Below are 19,632 nucleotides of genomic sequence, written 5' to 3'. Positions count from 1 at the left end.
CAATTATAACAAAAAGCGATATGTTGCTTTTAGTACAAATGTATTTTGAGGTTTTTTTCCTAAAATTTGTGCATCCAAATTCACAAACAAATCATCTAAGGGGTTTCCTGAACCATTAGTTCCTTGTGACCACACCAAATAAATTTCGGAACCTGGTATGTATTCCCAACGCAAAACCAAATTGGAACGAAATTGAACAAATGAAAAATTAGGATTCAAAAAAGAATAATCCGTTGATCCATTTTGATTCTCATCTACTTTATAACTATTTGTATTGCTGTCATAAGAAATTTGATTTTTTGCATACGAAACTGTTCGGTTCCCAAAATAAGAAGCTCTTGGGTTGGTAACATAATTAAATTCTGAATATTTACCTGTTGACGCAAATGGCTGTCCATAATACTGTATGGTGAAATTTGGATTTATATTATAATTTAATCGCAAAGAAGCACTAATAGTCTGTTGATCCAAATGCGAAGTGACATAACGTATCCCTTTTTCAAAAGAAGATTGGGTCACATATTGTGTTTTGCTTTGGTTGATATTAAAATTAGGATTAATAGTAATCGACAACGAATTTGTAGGTTGGTATGTAACACTTGGATCCAATTCCTTGTATGAAAACGAATTGTTTTTTCCCTGCGCAAAAAAAATACCTGTTTGAAAACGAATTTTTTTTCTCGTGTCGGTGCCGAAAACGTTATAACTTACAAACTCTTCTGAGAATCTGAATTTTGGTCCACCTTGTAAATACGCATTATTGAATATTCTGGGTTTGTATGAAAAACCAATATTTGCCCACCAATAATTTTTAAATTCTGCTTTTCCTAAGAGATCATAATACGTTCTATTATGAAAACCCCCAAAATCATAAGTTGTAAAAGGCTCAAAACGAACCATACCACTTCTAAAAGCGGCAAATGGTTTTAAGGACTGATAGCTAACATATAATGTTTGTTTAATTTCATCGGCCTGACGAAGAAAACCTATGTCATTGAGTTCTAATTCCGGTGAACGCCAAGTCACACTTGCATTGTATCGCCAATGTCCATCAGACACCTTGCCTGCTTCGATTTTTCCTCCCGTTCCTGTTAATGATGTTCGATTAGTATCTACCGAAACATAATCTGCATCTACGCGCTGGAACAAATGTGTTATTTCCTTTTGCGTATTGGTAATGGATTCTTTTGATCCAAAAACATGGCTACCTACAATATTTCCTGCAATAAAATACTTCCTGTTTTTCCAATTGTGCTTAAAATCCAATCCTCCCGAATATGCCGCTTCTCTTAATAATGAAAATTGTGGCTCATCCGTCTTTCTATTGGTTGCAGTTACAATTGCACCCAAAAAACTATTTCTATCATTAAAATCTTTTTGGGCACGTCCAACCAAATAATTGGTAAGCGGTTCTACCAACACATCGCTACGTTCCGACCCCTTATCAATTTTTGCATATTCATTTCCAGTAATGCTTTCTAAAATACCTAATGACCAGCCATCCTTTGTTTTACCACTAAATTTTGCAGCACCCAAAATAGAGGTATTTTGTGGTCGCTTGACAAATTCTCCAGTTGAAGTAGAAATAATACCTTGAGGGCTTCTGCCGATACGTCTAGAATAAAAAAGATTATCTTCATTATTTCCAAAATTATAATCGAAAATATTTTTGTTTTCGATGAAAAATGGACGCTTTTCCTGATGAAATACTTGAAATCCATCCAGAGCAATTACCGCTGGATCAGCTTCTACCTGACCAAAATCGGGCTTGATAGTTAGGTCTAAAGTCAAGTCATTTGTAATTCCAATTTTAGCATCAAGACCCGCTTTCAAACTAAAATCTTGCCCTTCTCGAAAAGGATTCCCTATTTCTTGTTCATATGTATCTAATTGCGTTAAGAAATAGGGCTGAATTTCAATCTGTTTTTGCGGTTTCAAATTAATTAATCCTCGTAATTCTCCAAACTCACTTACCCATCCAGGGGCATCTGCCGGAATGCGTTGCCAAATGGAACGTTCCTGTTTTCGAAAATACCGGCGAGTTGCTTGAAAACCCCAAACCTGATCTTCGCTGGCACTAAATTTTAACTGACTCAATGGTATTTTCATTTCCGCAGTCCAGCCTTCGGTATCCATGTTGGTTTTTACATACCAAATTGGATTCCAACTCGAATCCCAAATATTACCATTATCAGCAATAAATTCATCACTTTTAACTCCTGAAGCTGATATTGTAAATGAAAATCCTGTTCTTTTATCATGATAGCTATCGATATTTACCTCTACAAAATCACCATCAAAACCATCTCGTCTCGAAAGCCGTTTTACAATTTTATCTGGTTCCTTATCATAACACTTGAAAGCAACATACAAAAACTTGGAATCATACACTATTTTAAACTTGGTCTGCTCCGTGGGAGGCGTATTTTCATCTGGCAAATTTTCAATAAAATCCGTTTGCCACTCCACAATATCCCAACTAGCATCTGTTAAAAGTCCGTCAATAGTTGGCGAAGTATTATTTTCTAATGATTTCGTGGTGTAAAACCTTTTTTCTACACTTTTAGAGCTCTGCCCAAAACTGAATTGAAATAGCAGGAATAAAAGAAATAGGTATTGATTTTTGTATGTTTTCATTTCAAAATTATTGTTAATCAAAGAAATATATGGGTATACTAAAATCCAATATTAAAATAATCATTACTTTATTTTTTTAATTCTAAGACCCACATTTTCATGGCAGGAATAGTTGTTATATTCGAAGTATTCAAGCCATCCTCAGTAATAACATTTTTTGCAGTTGTAAAACCAGCTGTTCTTTCGTCATACTTATGAAAGTCAATTTCTTTTTCAGAATTGCTCGTATTCATAACACACATTATGGTTTGATTTTCATCATATCTAAAATAAACATACAAACCATCTACAGGAACATAGTGCATCATTTTTCCTGTTTTAAGCGCCGATGCTGTTTTCCTGAAATTGGCTAATTTTCGAACTAAATTTTGAGTTGATTTTTCATCCTCTGTCATTCCTTTTCCTGTAAACGCGTTTTTAGCATCTTCTTTCCATCCTCCGAGAAAATCAGCACGAACCAATCCATCTGGAGCTTTAAGTCCTTTCATCAACACTTCCGAACCATAATACAGTTGTGGGATTCCTCTACAAGTTAGTAACCATTGAAAACCAATTTTTTGCTTTTCGACATTCTCTCCCATTAATGAAAAAAAACGGGATTCATCATGATTATCTAACAACAGTACTTTTTGCATTGGGTTTTTACTTAAAAAATCACTGCTCAAAGTATAGTACAACCTGTTCACTCCTTCTTTCCATCCAAAAGGTTCTGTCAAAGCAGGAATAATTCCATAATATAAACTTTGAAAATCCACCACCGAAGGCAAGTTGCTTTTGAAACTAACATCCATATTATTTTGCTCAAAATACGACTGATTTGCCACGCCATGAACCATAATTTCACCAAAAATGGTTATTTTCGGGAATTCATCCATTATCGCTTTATTGCAACGATTCGCAAAATCCAAATCATTATAAGTATAGGTGTCGAGGCGAACTCCATCAATACCAAACTTTTCAATATGCCAAATGCAGTTTTGAATAATGAAGTTTGCCATAAATGGATTGTCTTGATTAATATCTGGCATTATTTTATCAAACCAACCATCGCTCATTCTTTTTTTATCCGATTTTGTTCCATAAGGATCAAACAAAGGAATCTCTCTATAATTTGTTTGTGTATAAATAGGCCAACGATGTACCCAATCATTTGCAGGTGGATCCATTTCTAAAAAGTGAAAAGATCCTAAATGATTATAAACCGCATCAAAAATAAGTTTCATACCTCGTTTGTGCAATTGATCACTTAATTTTTCATACATAACATCTCCACCGTATCGAGCATCAATTTTATAATGATTGGTAATGGCATATCCGTGTTCAGTCCTTTTCTCCATATCATTTTCCATGATTGGAGTAAACCATAAAGCAGTAACACCAAGTTCTTGAATATAATTTAAATTATTTAGCACTCCTTGTAAATCACCACCATGACGATCATACATTTCATTTCTATTAAGAGATTGATCACGCATTCCTTTTACCTGATCATTCGAAGTGTCTCCATTGCTAAAACGATCCACCATTATCAAATCAATAAAATCACTCGAAGTTACTCCCTGTGCATATTGTGTTCCATTACCTGATCTTCGATTATACAACGGCCACTTTATTTTATGCTTACCTCCTTTTTGATTTAATTCGATAATTACATTTCCAGCAACTGCTTCAGGCCCAATAACAATATCTATGGCAATGTATTTTTGGTTCGGAAATGAATACGTTTTGCCAACAGTTATTCCCGGATAATTTATTTCTACTTTGTCTGAAATAAATGGATCATCGGTACTTCGAATGAGTAATTGAATTGAATTAGTCTTCATACCTGTCCACCAGTTTGTGGGATAGACTTCGGTGTTTTGGGCATTTGTTACCAAAGAAAAACCAAATAATAGCATTAAAATATAAGTTGTTTTCTTGATCATAATTTCTAAAGTTTTTAAAAGTCTGTTAAAGTTATTTTACTTTTCGGATATCAAAAAGCAACTTATTTAAACAACCTGATTTGAGTTGTAAACAACATAAGTGCAACTAATGTTATTTAAACACAAAAAAGTGTTTTCTAAACCAGATCAATTTTTATTGTAAAACAAAACCCTTAGCTTTACATGACAGAAAATTAATTCTACAATGAACAATTCAGCTATGTATTCCGGAAGTACATCTCAAAAATTGAAAATATATACAATCTATTGGTTGGGATATATCTTATTATTTAGTTTGATACAAGGACTACCAACAGCAGATTTTTTGAGAGCATTATCCAATGAATTTTATAGCGTGTTCCCGAAAATATTATTTGTTTTACTGATTGTTGAAGTAGCTATGCCGGTTTTGTTCTTCCAGAAAAAAAAGACACTTTTTATTTTTACCTATATATTATCAATCCTTTTCTTTGCCTTCATTCAGCGATTAATAGACAATTACATAATTATTGCTTATAATTTAACCGAATGGAAAAGTGAACCATTACTATCGGCACCCGTATATTTGTACAATGTGATTAAATTACAGTTTGTAGTCACCATCCCTTTAGCGATAAAACTGGTCTATTACCTTGCTGAAGAGAAAAACAGGGTGCAAAAAATCCTGTCAGAGAAATTAAAAGCTGAATTATTTTCATTACGAAATCAATTTCACCCTCATTTTTTATTCAATGTACTCAACGGTTTGTATTCTAAAATTCTAAGTAAATCGGATGATTCTGCGGATATTGTTCTTAAAATCTCTGATTTTCTTCGGTATTCCGTCTATGAGGTAAATACCAAACATATCCCTTTAGAAAAAGAAATTGAATATCTAAAAAATTATATTTCGCTACAACAATTGCGATTTGACAATCGACTCGAACTAAGTTTCAGTACCAATGGAATTATAAAAAACCAAGTAATCGAACCTTTCTTAATACTTCCATTCATTGAAAACAGTTTTAAATATTGTTTAAATGATACGAATTCCCAAGCATGGATTACCATTTCTATAACTGCTTCAGAAGAATGGCTAAGCATTAAGATTGAAAACAGTTTATCTTCTAATTGTATGAAAAATAAAAATAGTGAAACCCAATACAGCGGCGTTGGAATTAATAATGTGAAAAGAAGATTGGAATTACTATATCCAAATCAACATATTTTGACCATAAAAAATGACGTTGATTCCTTTTTTGTTTCTTTAAAAATTAAAATTAATGACATCCCATAAAATCAATTGCATCATTATAGAAGATGAACTTCCAGCCTCCATATTACTTGAAATGCATATGGCTAAATTTGATTTCTTGGATTTGAAAGGTAAATTCATGAGTACAAACAATGCTATAAATCTTATCAAGAGCCAAAAAATAGATTTACTATTTTTGGATATTAATTTACCAGGAAAATCAGGAATTGAATTTGCAAAATCGTTACCAAAGGAGATCGGAATCATTTTCACTACTGCCAATCCACAACATGCAGTAGAAGGATTCGAATTGGATGCTATTGACTATTTATTGAAACCAATTTCATTTGAACGTTTTTCGAAAGCAGTACATAAATACTGTAAAATCAAGAAAACAAATCAGGAATTTGAACAACTCAAACAAGCAGAAACCGAACGTCCTTTTATATTTGTTAAGTGTGAAAGAAAAACTATTAAACTTTATTTGGACGAAATTGACTATTTTGAATCACAAGGCAATTATTTAAATGTCCATACCGAAACTGATTGTTTTAAGACACACCAATCCATTACCGAAATGATTGAGAAATTACCCGAAGGATTATTTTGTAGAATTCATCGTTCTTTCTTGATTACAATTAAAAAAGTTACTCAATTCAATAGTCGTTCAGTTACTATAAAAAATAAAAAATTACCTATTGGACGATTTTATGCTTCAAATGCAAATGATTTATTGCATTCTATTGTAAAACCAAAAATAATTTGAAGCCTTAGGATCAATTAGCTACTATTATTTTAACTATTTTCCTTGTATTAAATAATAAAAGCTACAATTTTTAAAAAATCGTAGCTTTCACAACTAACTATAATCACTAAAATGATCTTATTTCAGTATAAAACTCACTTTCGATTTTATATCTGTAGAGGATGATCCAATTAAAGCTTCAAAATCACCTGGCTCAGCAATCCATTCGTGTTTTTTATCATCAAAAAAACTTAGAGCAGTTTTATCAATCACAAAAGTCACTGTTTTTTCTTCCCCTGCTTTAAGAGAAATTTTCTCAAAACCTTTTAATTCTTTTACTGGGCGAGGCAAAGATGATTTTAAATCACTAATATATAACTGAACTACTTCGGAACCTTCACGAATTCCAGTATTTTTAACTTTAATTGAAAATGAGATTTGATCTCCACTTGACAATTGTTTTTTATTGGCAATTGCTTTACTATATTCGAAAGTCGTGTAACTTAACCCATGACCAAAAGAAAATAAAGGTTTTATCTTTTGTTTGTCTGTCCAACGGTATCCTACAAAAATACCTTCTTTGTAAGTTACATCATCTCCGCCTGGAAATTCACCTAATTGGTGAGCACCGTTATCGTTTATTTTTACTGGAAAAGTAAATGTCAATTTTCCAGATGGATTCACATCCCCGACCAAAACTGCCGCCAAAGCAGTTCCAGCCTCACTACCCAAAAACCAACCTTGAATAATACCTGGAACATCCTTTATCCATGGCATAGCTACAGCATTTCCCGAAATATTTACAAAAATCACATTTTTGTTTACCTTAATCAATTCACTAATTAATCGATCCTGATTGTACGGAAGGCCTAAATCTTTACGGTCGTTTCCTTCCGCGTCTTGAAAATCACTTTTGTTCAAACCTCCAATAAAAAGGACAACATCAGCATCTTTGGCTACATTTACGGCTTCGTTAATTAATTCTGCCGCAGATCGTTTGTCTTCCAGACTCACTTTTGCCACTACACCATTATAATTACTGGTTGGATCTCCCACATAACCACGCGCATAAACCACTTCAGCTTGATTTCCAATTCTTTTCTTTAATCCTTCAAGTGGTGTAATTTCATATTTTGCTTTAAGCGAAGAACTTCCACCACCTACCGTCATCATTTTAATTGCATTCTCACCGATAACTGCGATTTTTTTTGTTTTAGATAAATTAATTGGAAGAATATTATTTTTATTTTGTAATAAAACAATTCCTTCTTCAGCAATTTTTAAACCAGCTTCAGCATGTTCTCTTGTTCCGAATGACCCATACGGTCTGTCTTTATTCATTGTAGTTAAAAATGATAAACGCAAAATACGTCGTACTTTTTCATCAAGTTCTTTTGTTCCAACTTCACCAGATTTAATCATAGTTGAATATGGTTTTGCCAAATAATAGTTATCATACGCATTACTGGTTCCCCATGAAAGTCCATTTGTCCAAGAACCAAATTCCATATCCAATCCATTATGAATAGCTTGTTTGGTATCATGAACTCCTCCCCAATCTGAGATCACAACACCTTTGAATCCCCATTCACCACGAAGAATATCATTCAATAAAAACTCATTATGGCAACAATGTTGTCCTCTATATTTATTATATGATCCCATTATTGCCCACGCATCACCTTCTTGAACAGCTGCTTTAAAAGCGGGTAAATAAATCTCATACAATGCACGATCATCGACAATCACATTAACGGCATTACGATTTGTTTCTTGATTATTTAATGCAAAATGTTTTACACAGGCAGCAACTCCGTTAGATTGTACTCCTTTTATGTACGGTACCACCATTTTGGAAGTTAGAAAAGGATCTTCTCCCATATATTCGAAGTTACGGCCGTTTAATGGTGTTCTATAGATATTTACTCCAGGTCCCAACAATACATTTTTGTTTCGGAAACGAGCTTCTTCTCCTATTGATTTCCCATACAAGGAAGCCAATTCTTTGTTCCAAGTTGCTGATAAAGCTGCAAGTGCCGGAAATGCAATGCAAGAATCATTTGTCCAACCTGCTTGATCCCATTCGTCCCATAAAACTTCAGTACGAATTCCATGAGGTCCATCAGTCATCCAATTATCAGGAATTCCTAAACGCGGAACACCTGGCGAACTGAATTTTGATTGTGCATGAATCATCGCAATTTTTTCTTCAGTCGTCATTTTAGAAAGTGCATCTTCTACACGCTCTTTAATATTCTTTGCATCATCAAGATAAACAGGAACTTTATTTTGTGCATTCAAACTGAACGAACTCAACAGCAGTAAAACAACAATTGTTTTAACATTTTTAAACATAACTCTTAAATTTATTAAAGCATTAAAATTTACAATTTAGGATACCAATTTTCGAAAGTATCTTTATTAGGATATTGTAAAGCTAAAACCTAATAATGCAGCTTTTAATTTTAAATAAAAAAAGTAGTGATTCTAAAAATCAATCAATTATATATCAATTATTTACTAGATTACGAACACAAAAAAAAGTAGTGAATTTAAAACTTATAGTTAACTTTTGAATGCTACTAATCCAATTTTCATGACCGTTTCTTCAAAATTATTTCGGTCAATTACAGCTTTGTTCCGAGCTCTTGTGCGGTAATTATAAATAGTACTTAAGGAATAACGAAGAAAAGCAGCGATTTTTACACTATCTGATATCCCAAGACGAATTAAGGCAAAAATACGAAGTTCAGTATTTAACAACTCTCCTTGTTTCAATACAATTTGCTCATCCTTAATAAGTAATGCATTAAAATCTTTTACAAAAGTGGGATATAGATTTAAAAAAATCACATCGAAATTCTCGTATAATTCTTCGAGCTCTTTCTCAACCAAAGTGGTAGATTTTAGCATTTTATAAATATCATCAAACTGTTTGACAGCAGCTTTTTTGTTTAAAATAATGCGATAATTTTCTAACTTATTAATGTAAGATGAACACAGATTAAAAAAATGCGCAATATATTCTTCCTTAATGTGATTGGATTCCGATAATTGTGCGTTTCGTTCCTGCAGCTGATTGTTAGTTTTAGTAATATCTTTATTTAATTCGGCTAATTTCTCACTGGTTTTAAAAAGTTCTTCTCGAATGCGAGATACTTTTTTCATTTGTTTGTAAACATAAATCACCGCCACAATCAAAAACCCAGATAGCAAACTGATGCATACCAAATAAAATTGCAATTCGTTTTTTCTTTGGGCTTCCCTTTCTAAATAAGCTGTATTAATTATCGAATAGACCTCAGACATGAGCAGCGTTCGAAACTGAACATTACAATAAAGAGCATCTTCAATGGCCGATTGTGTGAGTTTATAAGCCATATCTACATCTCCAATTTCATAAAAAACTAAAGCCAATTCCTGTAGCGAAGCATTATCTTTTATGGCATTTTTTATATCTGCTGTTGCTGAAAGTGCAAAATATTTTTTTCTTAACTCTAATTGATTTTTACTTTCATAAATATACCCAAGAAGGTATGTAATCATAGCATATTGTGAATCTTCCAGTTTTGTATCTTTTAATAAAATCAATAATTGCTTTTCAGCAAGAGTTCCCTTTTTAGTGAAAATATTTTTCTGAATTTGATTGATTTTATAATTCAAGGAATTAGGTTGTAGAACACCTAATAAAGAATCCCTATATTTTATTATTTGATCAATGTGTTCTTTACTATTACTATTTGCATTGTAATGTTCGAAAAACTCTTTATACACTAAATAATAATAAGGAAGTAGCGATTTGTCTAATGCTTTTTTAGTTATGCTTCGCAAAATAGACTCAGATTCACGGTATTTCCCAGATGAAGAATAGAGGTTGGCCAATTGCAATTGAGCTAAATCTAACAAATATTTATTTTTAAGCTCTTTAGAAATCAAAAGATTCTTTTTAACATATAAAATTGCCGAATCAGAATTGAATTTTTGGTATTCTGTATATAAAGTTTTATTATAATTATACTCTTGCTCTTTCGATAAATCTACTGATTTAATTTTTTTGAAGTTAACAATGCGTTCTTCTTTTAGTAAAACATATTGCTGTTTATTTTTTAATGCATCATTTAGCTTATCAAAAATAGAATCCATATTACCCGATGAATAACCAGAATAACTTATCGCAAAAAACAAAAAAAATTGAAGATAATTTTTCAAACTATAATAACTAAAAGATGTGAGTTACAAATATAATAAAGTAGCTATGAAAAAAATGGTTTTAGATTTCAAAATACAACAGCAACTTCATTATTAGATATCAAATAAGATATTTTGTAATAGTTTCTTTTTGTTCAAATTAATTAATCTTTTTGCTTAATCACCAACTTTTGTACATGATCCCATGAACCATTAATATCAACATATATAAACGCAAAAAACCCACTAAAATAGTGGGTTTTTGTGAAGGCAGAAGGATTCGAACCTTCGACCGCCTGCTTAGAAGGCAGGTGCTCTATCCAGCTGAGCTATGCCTCCATTGCTCTTGAATAATAGTGTCGGGGTGGCAGGATTCGAACCTGCGGCCTCCTGCTCCCAAAGCAGGCGCGATAACCGAGCTACGCTACACCCCGAATTTCAAAACTTTAAATTCTATGATAATTATTGAATCTTGCTAAAATCCTTATCATAAAAAAATCGCGGAGAGACAGGGACTCGAACCCTGGCACCGATCACTCGATGACAGTTTAGCAAACTGCTCCATTACCACTCTGGCACCTCTCCAAAACCTTAGGAAACGTGTCCTGTTTTGCGGTTGCAAACTTAAGACATGTTTACGTTTCTCACAACTTTTTAAGCAACTTTTTTCATATTTTTTTTATGATTATTTAAAACATCTTAACTATCAAACAAATAGACACGAATAAAAAATGGCATTATTTATCATTTATCAGCCAAAAGCCACATTAAGGACATTTTGAAACTAAAATAAAAATTAAATTATAAATAATTCACTTTACTACTAATTCTTGAAATATAATATAGACTCCTGAAAACAGCAAAAACATTATTTTATTTAAAAACCCTAATATCTATTCATTAATATTAGTAGAATTTTTAAATTCATCTCATTATTGATTTACCCATAAAATTCAAATAAACCATACAATTATCATTAAATCATTAATTATAATTTGAATAAAATTTGAATCTATCAAAAATAGTTTAAATTTGCTTTATAAATCAACATATAATAAACATGAGCAAAAGAGTTGTTATCGTTTCGGCTGTTAGAACACCTATCGGCAGTTTTATGGGTGGATTATCTACAATTACAGCACCAAAATTAGGGGCAACTGCTATAAAAGGGGCGCTAGACAAAATAAAATTAGATCCAAACTTAGTCCAAGAAGTATTCATGGGAAATGTTGTGCAAGCTGGCGTTGGTCAAGCACCTGCACGCCAAGCTGCGCTATTTGCCGGTCTATCTAATGATGTTATTTGCACAACAGTCAATAAAGTTTGTGCTTCTGGAATGAAAGCATTAATGTTAGGTGCTCAAGCCATTCAATGTGGTGATGCCGAGATTGTAGTTGCTGGAGGGATGGAAAACATGAGTTTAATTCCACATTATATGCACTTAAGAAACGGAACTAAATTTGGACCAAGCACCATGATTGATGGACTTCAAAAAGATGGCCTTACAGATGCATACGATAATAACGCTATGGGTGTAAGTGCCGACTTATGTGCTGCAGAATATAATATTTCTAGACAAGAGCAAGATGATTTTGCAATTCAATCATACAGTCGTTCAGCAAAAGCTTGGAGTGATGGTAAATTTGACAACGAAATAGTCCCTGTAGCTGTACCTCAAAGAAAAGGAGAACCACTATTGTTCTCAAAAGATGAAGAGTACACAAATGTATCCATTGAAAGAATACCTTCTTTAAATGCCGTTTTCACAAAGGATGGCACTGTAACAGCTGCAAATGCCTCAACCATCAATGACGGTGCAGCTGCAGTTATACTAATGAGTGAAGAGAAAGCAATTTCGCTAGGTTTAAAACCATTAGCTTACATAAAAGGATATGCTGACGCCGCCCAAGAACCTAAATGGTTTACAACAAGTCCAGCCAAAGCTCTACCAAAAGCGTTAGCAAAAGCGAATTTAACTATAGAAGAAATTGATTTTTTTGAATTTAACGAAGCTTTTTCGGTTGTTGGAATTGCTAATGCTAAAATACTTGGCTTAGATAATAATAAAATAAATGTAAATGGAGGCGCAGTATCATTAGGCCATCCCCTTGGATGCTCTGGAGTTCGTATTATTGTAACACTGCTCAATGTACTAGAACAAAACAATGCTATATATGGCGCAGCTGCTATTTGCAATGGTGGCGGTGGAGCATCAGCATTTGTAATCGAAAGATATATTTCATAAGTAGATATTATTTGTTTTTTATAGGAATATGGCATCGCCAGACTTTCATTGGCGTTTACGACATCTTCTTTCATGCGATTTCATAGCTATTTAATTCAAATAAATATAAAATATTAAAAAATACAATTTGAAAATGACTATTTTTACAGCCATCTTTGATTTGTATTTTTTTTTAATTCTAATTTATATAAATGTTTGGAATTTGTAATTTAGCCATGATTCCTCTTCGCGCGGAAGCTAGTGACAAAAGCGAAATTGTATCTCAAATTTTATTTGGGGAACATTTTGAAGTTTTAGAACAAAACAAACAATGGACCTACGTTTTAACACAATATGATAATTATAATGGCTGGATAGATAGCAAACAATACCAAGCAATTACAGAATCAAATTACAATCAACTATCTTCGGATGCTATTATACTAAATGCTGATTTAATTGAATACATAAGCACTCCGAACAACATATTAATACCAATTCCACTAGGATCTTCATTATCTTTTTTAAACTATCCAGAAATAAACACTTCAAAATTCAATTTTGAAGGAACTAAAGCTAGTGGGCAAAAGCCGAAAAATAAAATCCTTGAAACTGCTTTTATGTATTTAAATGCTCCATACTTATGGGGAGGAAAAACACCTTTCGGAATTGATTGTTCAGGCTTTACACAGATGGTCTATAAATTAAACGGCTATACACTTCTGCGCGATGCATCTCAACAAGCTAAACAAGGAGAAGCATTAAGTTTTATTGAAGAAAGTGAACCTGGTGACTTAGCATTCTTTGACAACGAAGAAGGAAACATAACTCATGTAGGAATAATTATGGAAAATAATTATATCATCCATGCAAGCGGAAAAGTAAGAATTGACCGCCTGGATCATTTAGGCATTTACAATGCTGAAAACAATAAACACACCCACAAACTGAGAGTAATCAAAAAAATAATATAAAAAAAATGCTAGAATTTAATCTAGCATTTTTTTTATATTATTTTTTTTAAGTAGTTTTTTTTACATACTAGTGGATTTTAAGGCATTATAATCATCTGTCATATCTAACGATCTATAAACCCCCAAAAGCGATTTAATAACATCCAGATTTTTAGGTTCTATTGCCAAAGCTTTTTTCAAATATGGTATAACACTTTTAACTAAATCATCCTTTTTTGTTTTCAATTTATCATATTGTTCCATTTCTTTCGGAGTATTTCCTAATGCATTCATCTCATCCATTATAGGTTTTTTACCTTCTAATTTTAAATAAGCCATATTTATATACCCATCTATATATTTAGGATCAAGTTCTAAAACCTTAGTATAATAACTTTCAGCTTTGGCCAGATTATTTTTTTCAAGATATAAAAAAGCTAAATTTTTATTAATCTCCATTTTCTTGGAAGGTGAATCTTCGTTTCGAGGTTTCTCATAAAGCTCTGACTTTAAACTAACTTCCCTAACACTTGGCGAAATAAATCGTTCTTCTAATTTTGTTTTTTTATTTGTGGCATAATAAGAAACTCCCTTTCCTGAATATTTAAGTTTATCCAACTCTTCATAATATTTAATAGCAGAATCATAATCTTTAACTAACATAGATGAAGATGCAGCATAATATAAATTCAAAGTATCCTTTTTATCTAACAAATATACTTTGTAGCTTTTTTCAGCACTTTCTTTATACTTTCCAATTTTGTAATCATCCGAAGCACCATTCACAAGAACAGACTTCATATCGCGTAAAGCTATATTGGCTTGTAAAGTATATTTAAACTTACCTGATTCACTTTCGGCATTTATCAATTCTTGATAAGCCTCAGATGCCAATGATAAATTATTTGCTACATCAATTTGTTTTGAGGCAATATCTTTTAAAACATTTCCTTTTAAAAAATAAAAATCGGACTTCTCTTCATCTGTTGAATTAAAAATAAGGTATTCTGTCTTTTTTAAAACTACTAAAGCATCTTGAGAATTTCCACTATTAAAAATTGCTTGTGCATTTTTAATTTGTTCTTTTTGAGCAAAAACGCCAACATTTATCAATAACACTATTGATAGCATTACAAATTTTCTTTTCATTAGGTTAAGTATTAATATTAATTTTTGGGTTTGGTTGTGTAAAAAATCTTTAAATAATTGTTATTTATAAAATGATTTTCAAAATATATATTTTATTTTAATTACGATTTTAAGATCAAACATATCATTATTCAATTACGAAATCATATTTCTAAATAATTAACAAAACTTAACATACAACTGTTTTTAAGATCTGTTTTTTAATTAATCATGATACTAATTTGCATCTAAAATAAAATATAAATTTGATTGAACAAATATTTTTAAGACTTATTTCAATTTAATTACAACGATTTCGTAAATCAACCAATATTCAAGTAATTTTTTAATATAAAATGAATTATTACTATCTTCATAGTCATTATAGTTATTAAAAAAACAAATAATTTAAAAAAACATATTTTAATTCTAAAATTCATATTTTTCTTAAAAACTATATTACAGATTAAGAATTCATACAAAAAAAATACAACCCTTAAATCAGATCCATTTTAATATCTATTTGTATTAATTTTCATAATTAATTAAAAAAAACCAATAAATGATCTGTAAAAAAAATCCTGCAGCGAATTAAATATCGTGCAGGATTCAATTTAGTCTTAAATTATCAACTACATTTTTGCTTTTAACGCTTTGTATTCAGTTGTCATTTCTAGAGCACTATAAACATTCAATAATGTTTTCACTACATCTTCATTTTTAGGCTCTAATTCAACTGCTTTTGAAAGATAAGGAATGGTGCTTCTAAACAAGTCTTCTCTTTTCTTTTTCAAAACATTATATCGTTTCATATCGTCATTAGAATTCCCCAATTTATTCATTTCATCAATGATTGCTTTTTCATCTTCTAATTTTAATGCTGCCATATTTATGTAAGCATTAATATATTTTGGATTTAATTCTATTACTTTGTTATAAAATTTTTCAGCTTCAATATTGTTTTTAGCACCTGCACTTACAACACCTAAGTTAAATATCAAATCAACATCGTTTGGATTTTTTTCTAATGCTTCAGAAATCAACTTTTTGTATGTAACCATATCTTTGGATTCAAGATATAAATTAGCTTCTGTTAATATTAAAGAAGTATCATCAGGATTTGCAATTCTAGCATCCGAAACTGCTTTTTTTGCTAGGTCCATTTTTCCTTCCTGAACATAAATCAAAGCAATATTTTTATAGATCTCACCTCTTTTTGAAGGCACATTTTCATTTCTTGGCTTTTCATGAGTTCCCATTTTAACCATACGATCTCTATCAGCAGCAGTAGTAAAATAGTCTTCTTGAGCATTTACTTTATTAACAGCATAAAAATAAGTAGCTTTTCCAGAATAGTTTAATACTTTTAACTCTTCATATAATTTAAGAGCACTATCATAATCTTTAGCATTTACATAAGTAGATGCAGCATAATACAAATTAATAGTGTCTTTTTTATCCAACATATATGCCTCATATAATTTTTTAGCGCCATCAGCATCTTTAGAAGCTTTGGTATCAGCAATTGCAGAATTTATTAATTTCCCCTTAATTTCAGCAATTGAGGTAGCTGCCTGAGTGGAATACTTAACTTTACCCGAAGCTTTTTCTAATTCTAATAATTCTTTATATGATTTTGCTGCAAGACTCAAATTCTTACCTTCTTCTACATTTTTATTAGCCAAATCCAAATAAGCATTCCCTTTTACAAAAAAATACTGTGCTTTTTCAGCATCTTGAGCATTGGTAATCAAATATTCCGCACCATCCAAAATTGTTATAGCTTCTTGCGAATTCCCTCCCTTAATAGCTTTTTCAGCTGCTTTTATTTCATTTTTTTGAGCAAAACTTGCTACTGATAAAAATAATGCTGACGCTATTATTACATATCTACTTTTCATATTAATCTATTTTATATTTATTATTCTAATTATTTAATTACGCCTCATCATCTGAATCATCTTCTTCCAAATCATCTTCTTCAACTTCTTCTTCATCCTCATCCTCGTCTTCATCAGACACTCCTTCATCTTCTAAAACCTCAAGTACAGGCTTCACTCTTTCAATGGTTTCAGCTTCTATAACATTACCGTCTTCATCAAGAACCACTTCAACAACATCATCTTTCATAACTTTTGTTACTGCAGCAATAGAATCTTTTCCTTTAAGGTTTATTAATTTAACCCCTTGAGTAGCACGTCCCATTACACGTAGATCTTCAATCGCCATTCTAATGGTTAATCCTGACTTATTAATAATCATTAAATCATCAGCATCAGTCACAGCGTTTATCGAAATTAGTTTTCCTGTTTTTTCTGTTATATTAAGCGTTTTAACACCTTTACCCCCACGATTAGTGATTCTATAAACATCTTCACCATCTTCATCTACTAATTTAGTACGCTTACCATATCCGTTTTCAGTAACCACTAAAATTTGAGAATCGTTTACACTATCTTTTTCAACTGTAACCATACCAATAACTTCATCAGTATCATCTTTTAAAGTAATACCACGAACTCCTGATGCGGTTCTTCCCATCGGGCGCGTTTTTGTTTCTTCGAAACGAACTAATTTACCAGATTTTACAGCTAAAATTATCTGACTTTGACCATCTGTTAATTTTGCTTCTAATAATTCATCACCTTCTTTAATAGTAATTGCAGCCACACCATTGACTCTAGGCTTAGAATATTTCTCCAAAGAAGTTTTCTTAACCTGACCTTTTTTGGTCACCATTACAAGATTATGACTGTTTATATAGTCTTTGTCTTTTAAATCTTGAGTACAGATAAAAGCTTTTACTTTATCATCACTTTCAATATTTACAAGATTTTGAATAGCCCTTCCTTTAGCAGTTTTACTTCCTTCTGGAATTTCATAAACCCGCATCCAGAAACATTTTCCTTTTTGAGTAAAGAACATCATATATTGATGATTTGTTGCAACAAACATATGCTCTAAGAAATCTTGATCTCTTGTACCAGCACTTTTTTGTCCAACTCCTCCTCTATTTTGTGTTTTGTATTCAGACAAATTCGTACGCTTGATGTATCCTGCGTGCGAGATTGTGATTACTACGTTTTCATCAGCAATTAAATCCTCAATACTTACATCTCCACCAGAATATTCGATTTGAGAACGACGTTCATCACCGTATTTGTCACGAATTTCTGTTAACTCTTCTTTAATCAAAGCAATTCTTAAGTTTACATCTGCCAATAAAGCTTTTAAATGCTCGATTAACTTCATGATTTCTTCATATTCTGATCTTAACTTATCTTGCTCAAGACCCGTTAATTGACGCAAACGCATTTCAACGATTGCACGCGATTGAATATCTGATAAATTAAATCGCTCTATTAATTTTTCTCTTGCCTCTTCAGTACTTTTAGATGCTTTAATTAAAGCAATTACTTCGTCAATATTATCTGAAGCAATAATCAAACCTTCCAAAATATGCGCTCGTGCTTCCGCTTTTTTCAATTCAAATTGCGTTCTGCGCGTTACCACATCATGACGATGCTCTATAAAATAATGAATCAAATCTTTTAGATTCAACATTTGTGGACGCCCTTTGACGATTGCAATATTATTTACACTAAATGAAGATTGCAATTGTGTAAATTTATAAAGCGTATTCAAAACTACATTTGGCGTTGCATCACGTTTTAAGATGTAAACAATACGCATACCGTTTCTATCCGATTCATCACGGATATTCGCGATACCATCTATTTTCTTTTCATTTACTAAGTCAGCAGTACGTTTAATCATATCCGCTTTATTGACTTGGTATGGGATCTCAGTAACAATAATTGATTCTCTACCATCAACCTCTTCAAAACCAACTTTGGCGCGCATAACTACCCTACCTCTACCGGTTTTAAAAGCTTCACGAACTCCTTCATAACCATAAATAATACCTCCAGTTGGAAAATCTGGGGCTTTGATATGCGTCATTAATTCATCAACCTCAATGTCATTATTGTCCATATAAGCCAATGTACCATTGATCACTTCTGTTAAGTTATGAGGAGGCATATTTGTGGCCATACCTACTGCAATTCCTGTTGCCCCATTAATTAACAAGGTAGGAACACGAGTCGGCATAACCGTAGGCTCTTCTAAAGTATCATCAAAATTTAATTTAAAATCAACCGTCTCTTTATCTATATCAGCCAAAATTTCTTCCGAAATTTTGCGCATTCTAGCCTCAGTATAACGCATTGCAGCTGGACTATCACCATCAACAGAACCAAAATTACCCTGACCATCTATCAATAAATAACGCATACTCCACTCTTGAGCCATACGAACCATGGCATCATATACAGAGGTATCTCCATGTGGATGATACTTTCCTAATACTTCTCCAACGATTCTTGCGGATTTCTTGTGAGCCGATCTAGAGTTTACTCCTAAATCATGCATTCCAAATAATACTCTTCGATGTACTGGTTTCAAGCCATCTCTAACATCTGGAAGTGCTCTGGATACAATAACTGACATCGAATAATCGATATAAGCTGTTTTCATTTCATCTTCAATGTTAATAGGAATTAACTTTTCTCCTTCAGACATAATATATTCTTAAA

General features: G+C 32.0%; 11 protein-coding genes and 3 tRNA genes. 4 read left to right on the top strand and 10 right to left on the bottom strand.

The genetic code is table 11. From position 1 onward, the window contains the following. Positions 1-3: 3 nt before the first annotated feature. A complete protein-coding gene (locus OZP06_RS15490) occupies positions 4-2,637 on the bottom strand; it encodes a DUF5916 domain-containing protein (protein WP_281323943.1) in 2,634 nt (877 codons plus the stop codon). A gap of 68 nt (positions 2,638-2,705) precedes the next feature. Beyond that, positions 2,706-4,562, bottom strand: coding sequence for an alpha-amylase family glycosyl hydrolase (locus OZP06_RS15485; protein WP_281323942.1), 1,857 nt, complete (start codon positions 4,560-4,562; stop codon positions 2,706-2,708). A 205-nt stretch (positions 4,563-4,767) separates the two neighbouring features. Here OZP06_RS15485 and OZP06_RS15480 point away from each other — a divergent pair, with 205 nt between their 5' ends. Then, positions 4,768-5,838 carry a histidine kinase gene (locus OZP06_RS15480; RefSeq protein WP_269222663.1) on the top strand — a complete coding sequence of 357 codons (1,071 nt, stop codon included), beginning with the start codon at positions 4,768-4,770 and terminating at the stop codon, positions 5,836-5,838. Beyond that, positions 5,825-6,562 carry a LytTR family DNA-binding domain-containing protein gene (locus OZP06_RS15475; RefSeq protein ID WP_269222662.1) on the top strand — a complete coding sequence of 246 codons (738 nt, stop codon included), beginning with the start codon at positions 5,825-5,827 and terminating at the stop codon, positions 6,560-6,562. The genes OZP06_RS15480 and OZP06_RS15475 overlap by 14 nt, the downstream gene beginning before the upstream one ends. A 117-nt stretch (positions 6,563-6,679) precedes the next feature. Here OZP06_RS15475 and OZP06_RS15470 read toward each other — a convergent pair whose 3' ends face one another. The 5 genes from OZP06_RS15470 to OZP06_RS15450 all read right to left on the bottom strand — a co-directional run bounded on the left by OZP06_RS15470 (position 6,680) and on the right by OZP06_RS15450 (position 11,314). Then, a complete protein-coding gene (locus OZP06_RS15470; protein WP_269222661.1) occupies positions 6,680-8,896 on the bottom strand; it encodes a glycoside hydrolase family 3 C-terminal domain-containing protein in 2,217 nt (738 codons plus the stop codon). A 210-nt stretch (positions 8,897-9,106) separates the two neighbouring features. Beyond that, positions 9,107-10,684: a DUF6377 domain-containing protein gene (locus OZP06_RS15465; RefSeq protein WP_281323941.1), complete on the bottom strand. Its 1,578-nt coding sequence runs from the start codon at positions 10,682-10,684 to the stop codon at positions 9,107-9,109. Positions 10,685-10,994: 310 nt separating this feature from the next. Further along, positions 10,995-11,068: transfer RNA gene (locus OZP06_RS15460), tRNA-Arg, on the bottom strand. Between the two features lie 20 nt (positions 11,069-11,088). Next, positions 11,089-11,163, bottom strand: a tRNA-Pro gene (locus OZP06_RS15455). 67 nt (positions 11,164-11,230) lie between these two features. Next, positions 11,231-11,314: transfer RNA gene (locus tag OZP06_RS15450), tRNA-Ser, on the bottom strand. Between the two features lie 475 nt (positions 11,315-11,789). Between OZP06_RS15450 and OZP06_RS15445 the strand changes: the two genes are divergently transcribed. Both OZP06_RS15445 and OZP06_RS15440 read left to right on the top strand, forming a co-directional pair. Further along, positions 11,790-12,974, top strand: a complete 1,185-nt coding sequence (locus OZP06_RS15445; RefSeq protein WP_269222659.1) for an acetyl-CoA C-acyltransferase — start codon at positions 11,790-11,792, stop codon at positions 12,972-12,974. A gap of 191 nt (positions 12,975-13,165) precedes the next feature. Next, complete coding sequence (locus tag OZP06_RS15440; RefSeq protein ID WP_269222658.1) at positions 13,166-13,927, top strand: C40 family peptidase; 762 nt, start codon at positions 13,166-13,168, stop codon at positions 13,925-13,927. Between the two features lie 60 nt (positions 13,928-13,987). On the opposite strand, the gene OZP06_RS15435 is transcribed toward OZP06_RS15440, so the two are convergent. The 3 genes from OZP06_RS15435 to gyrA form a co-directional block, all read right to left on the bottom strand. Further along, positions 13,988-15,055, bottom strand: coding sequence for a tetratricopeptide repeat protein (locus tag OZP06_RS15435; RefSeq protein ID WP_269222657.1), 1,068 nt, complete (start codon positions 15,053-15,055; stop codon positions 13,988-13,990). Positions 15,056-15,666: 611 nt separating this feature from the next. Continuing rightward, on the bottom strand, positions 15,667-16,935 hold the full coding sequence (locus OZP06_RS15430; protein WP_269222656.1) for a hypothetical protein: 1,269 nt from the start codon (positions 16,933-16,935) through the stop codon (positions 15,667-15,669). Between the two features lie 37 nt (positions 16,936-16,972). Beyond that, complete coding sequence (gene gyrA / locus OZP06_RS15425; protein ID WP_269222655.1) at positions 16,973-19,618, bottom strand: DNA gyrase subunit A; 2,646 nt, start codon at positions 19,616-19,618, stop codon at positions 16,973-16,975. Positions 19,619-19,632 lie beyond the last annotated feature (14 nt).

Origin of the sequence: Flavobacterium sp. IMCC34518 (genome assembly GCF_027111095.2) — a bacterium.
GTDB classification, from domain to species: domain Bacteria; phylum Bacteroidota; class Bacteroidia; order Flavobacteriales; family Flavobacteriaceae; genus Flavobacterium; species Flavobacterium praedii.
This window is presented reverse-complemented; position numbering and strand designations above follow the sequence as displayed.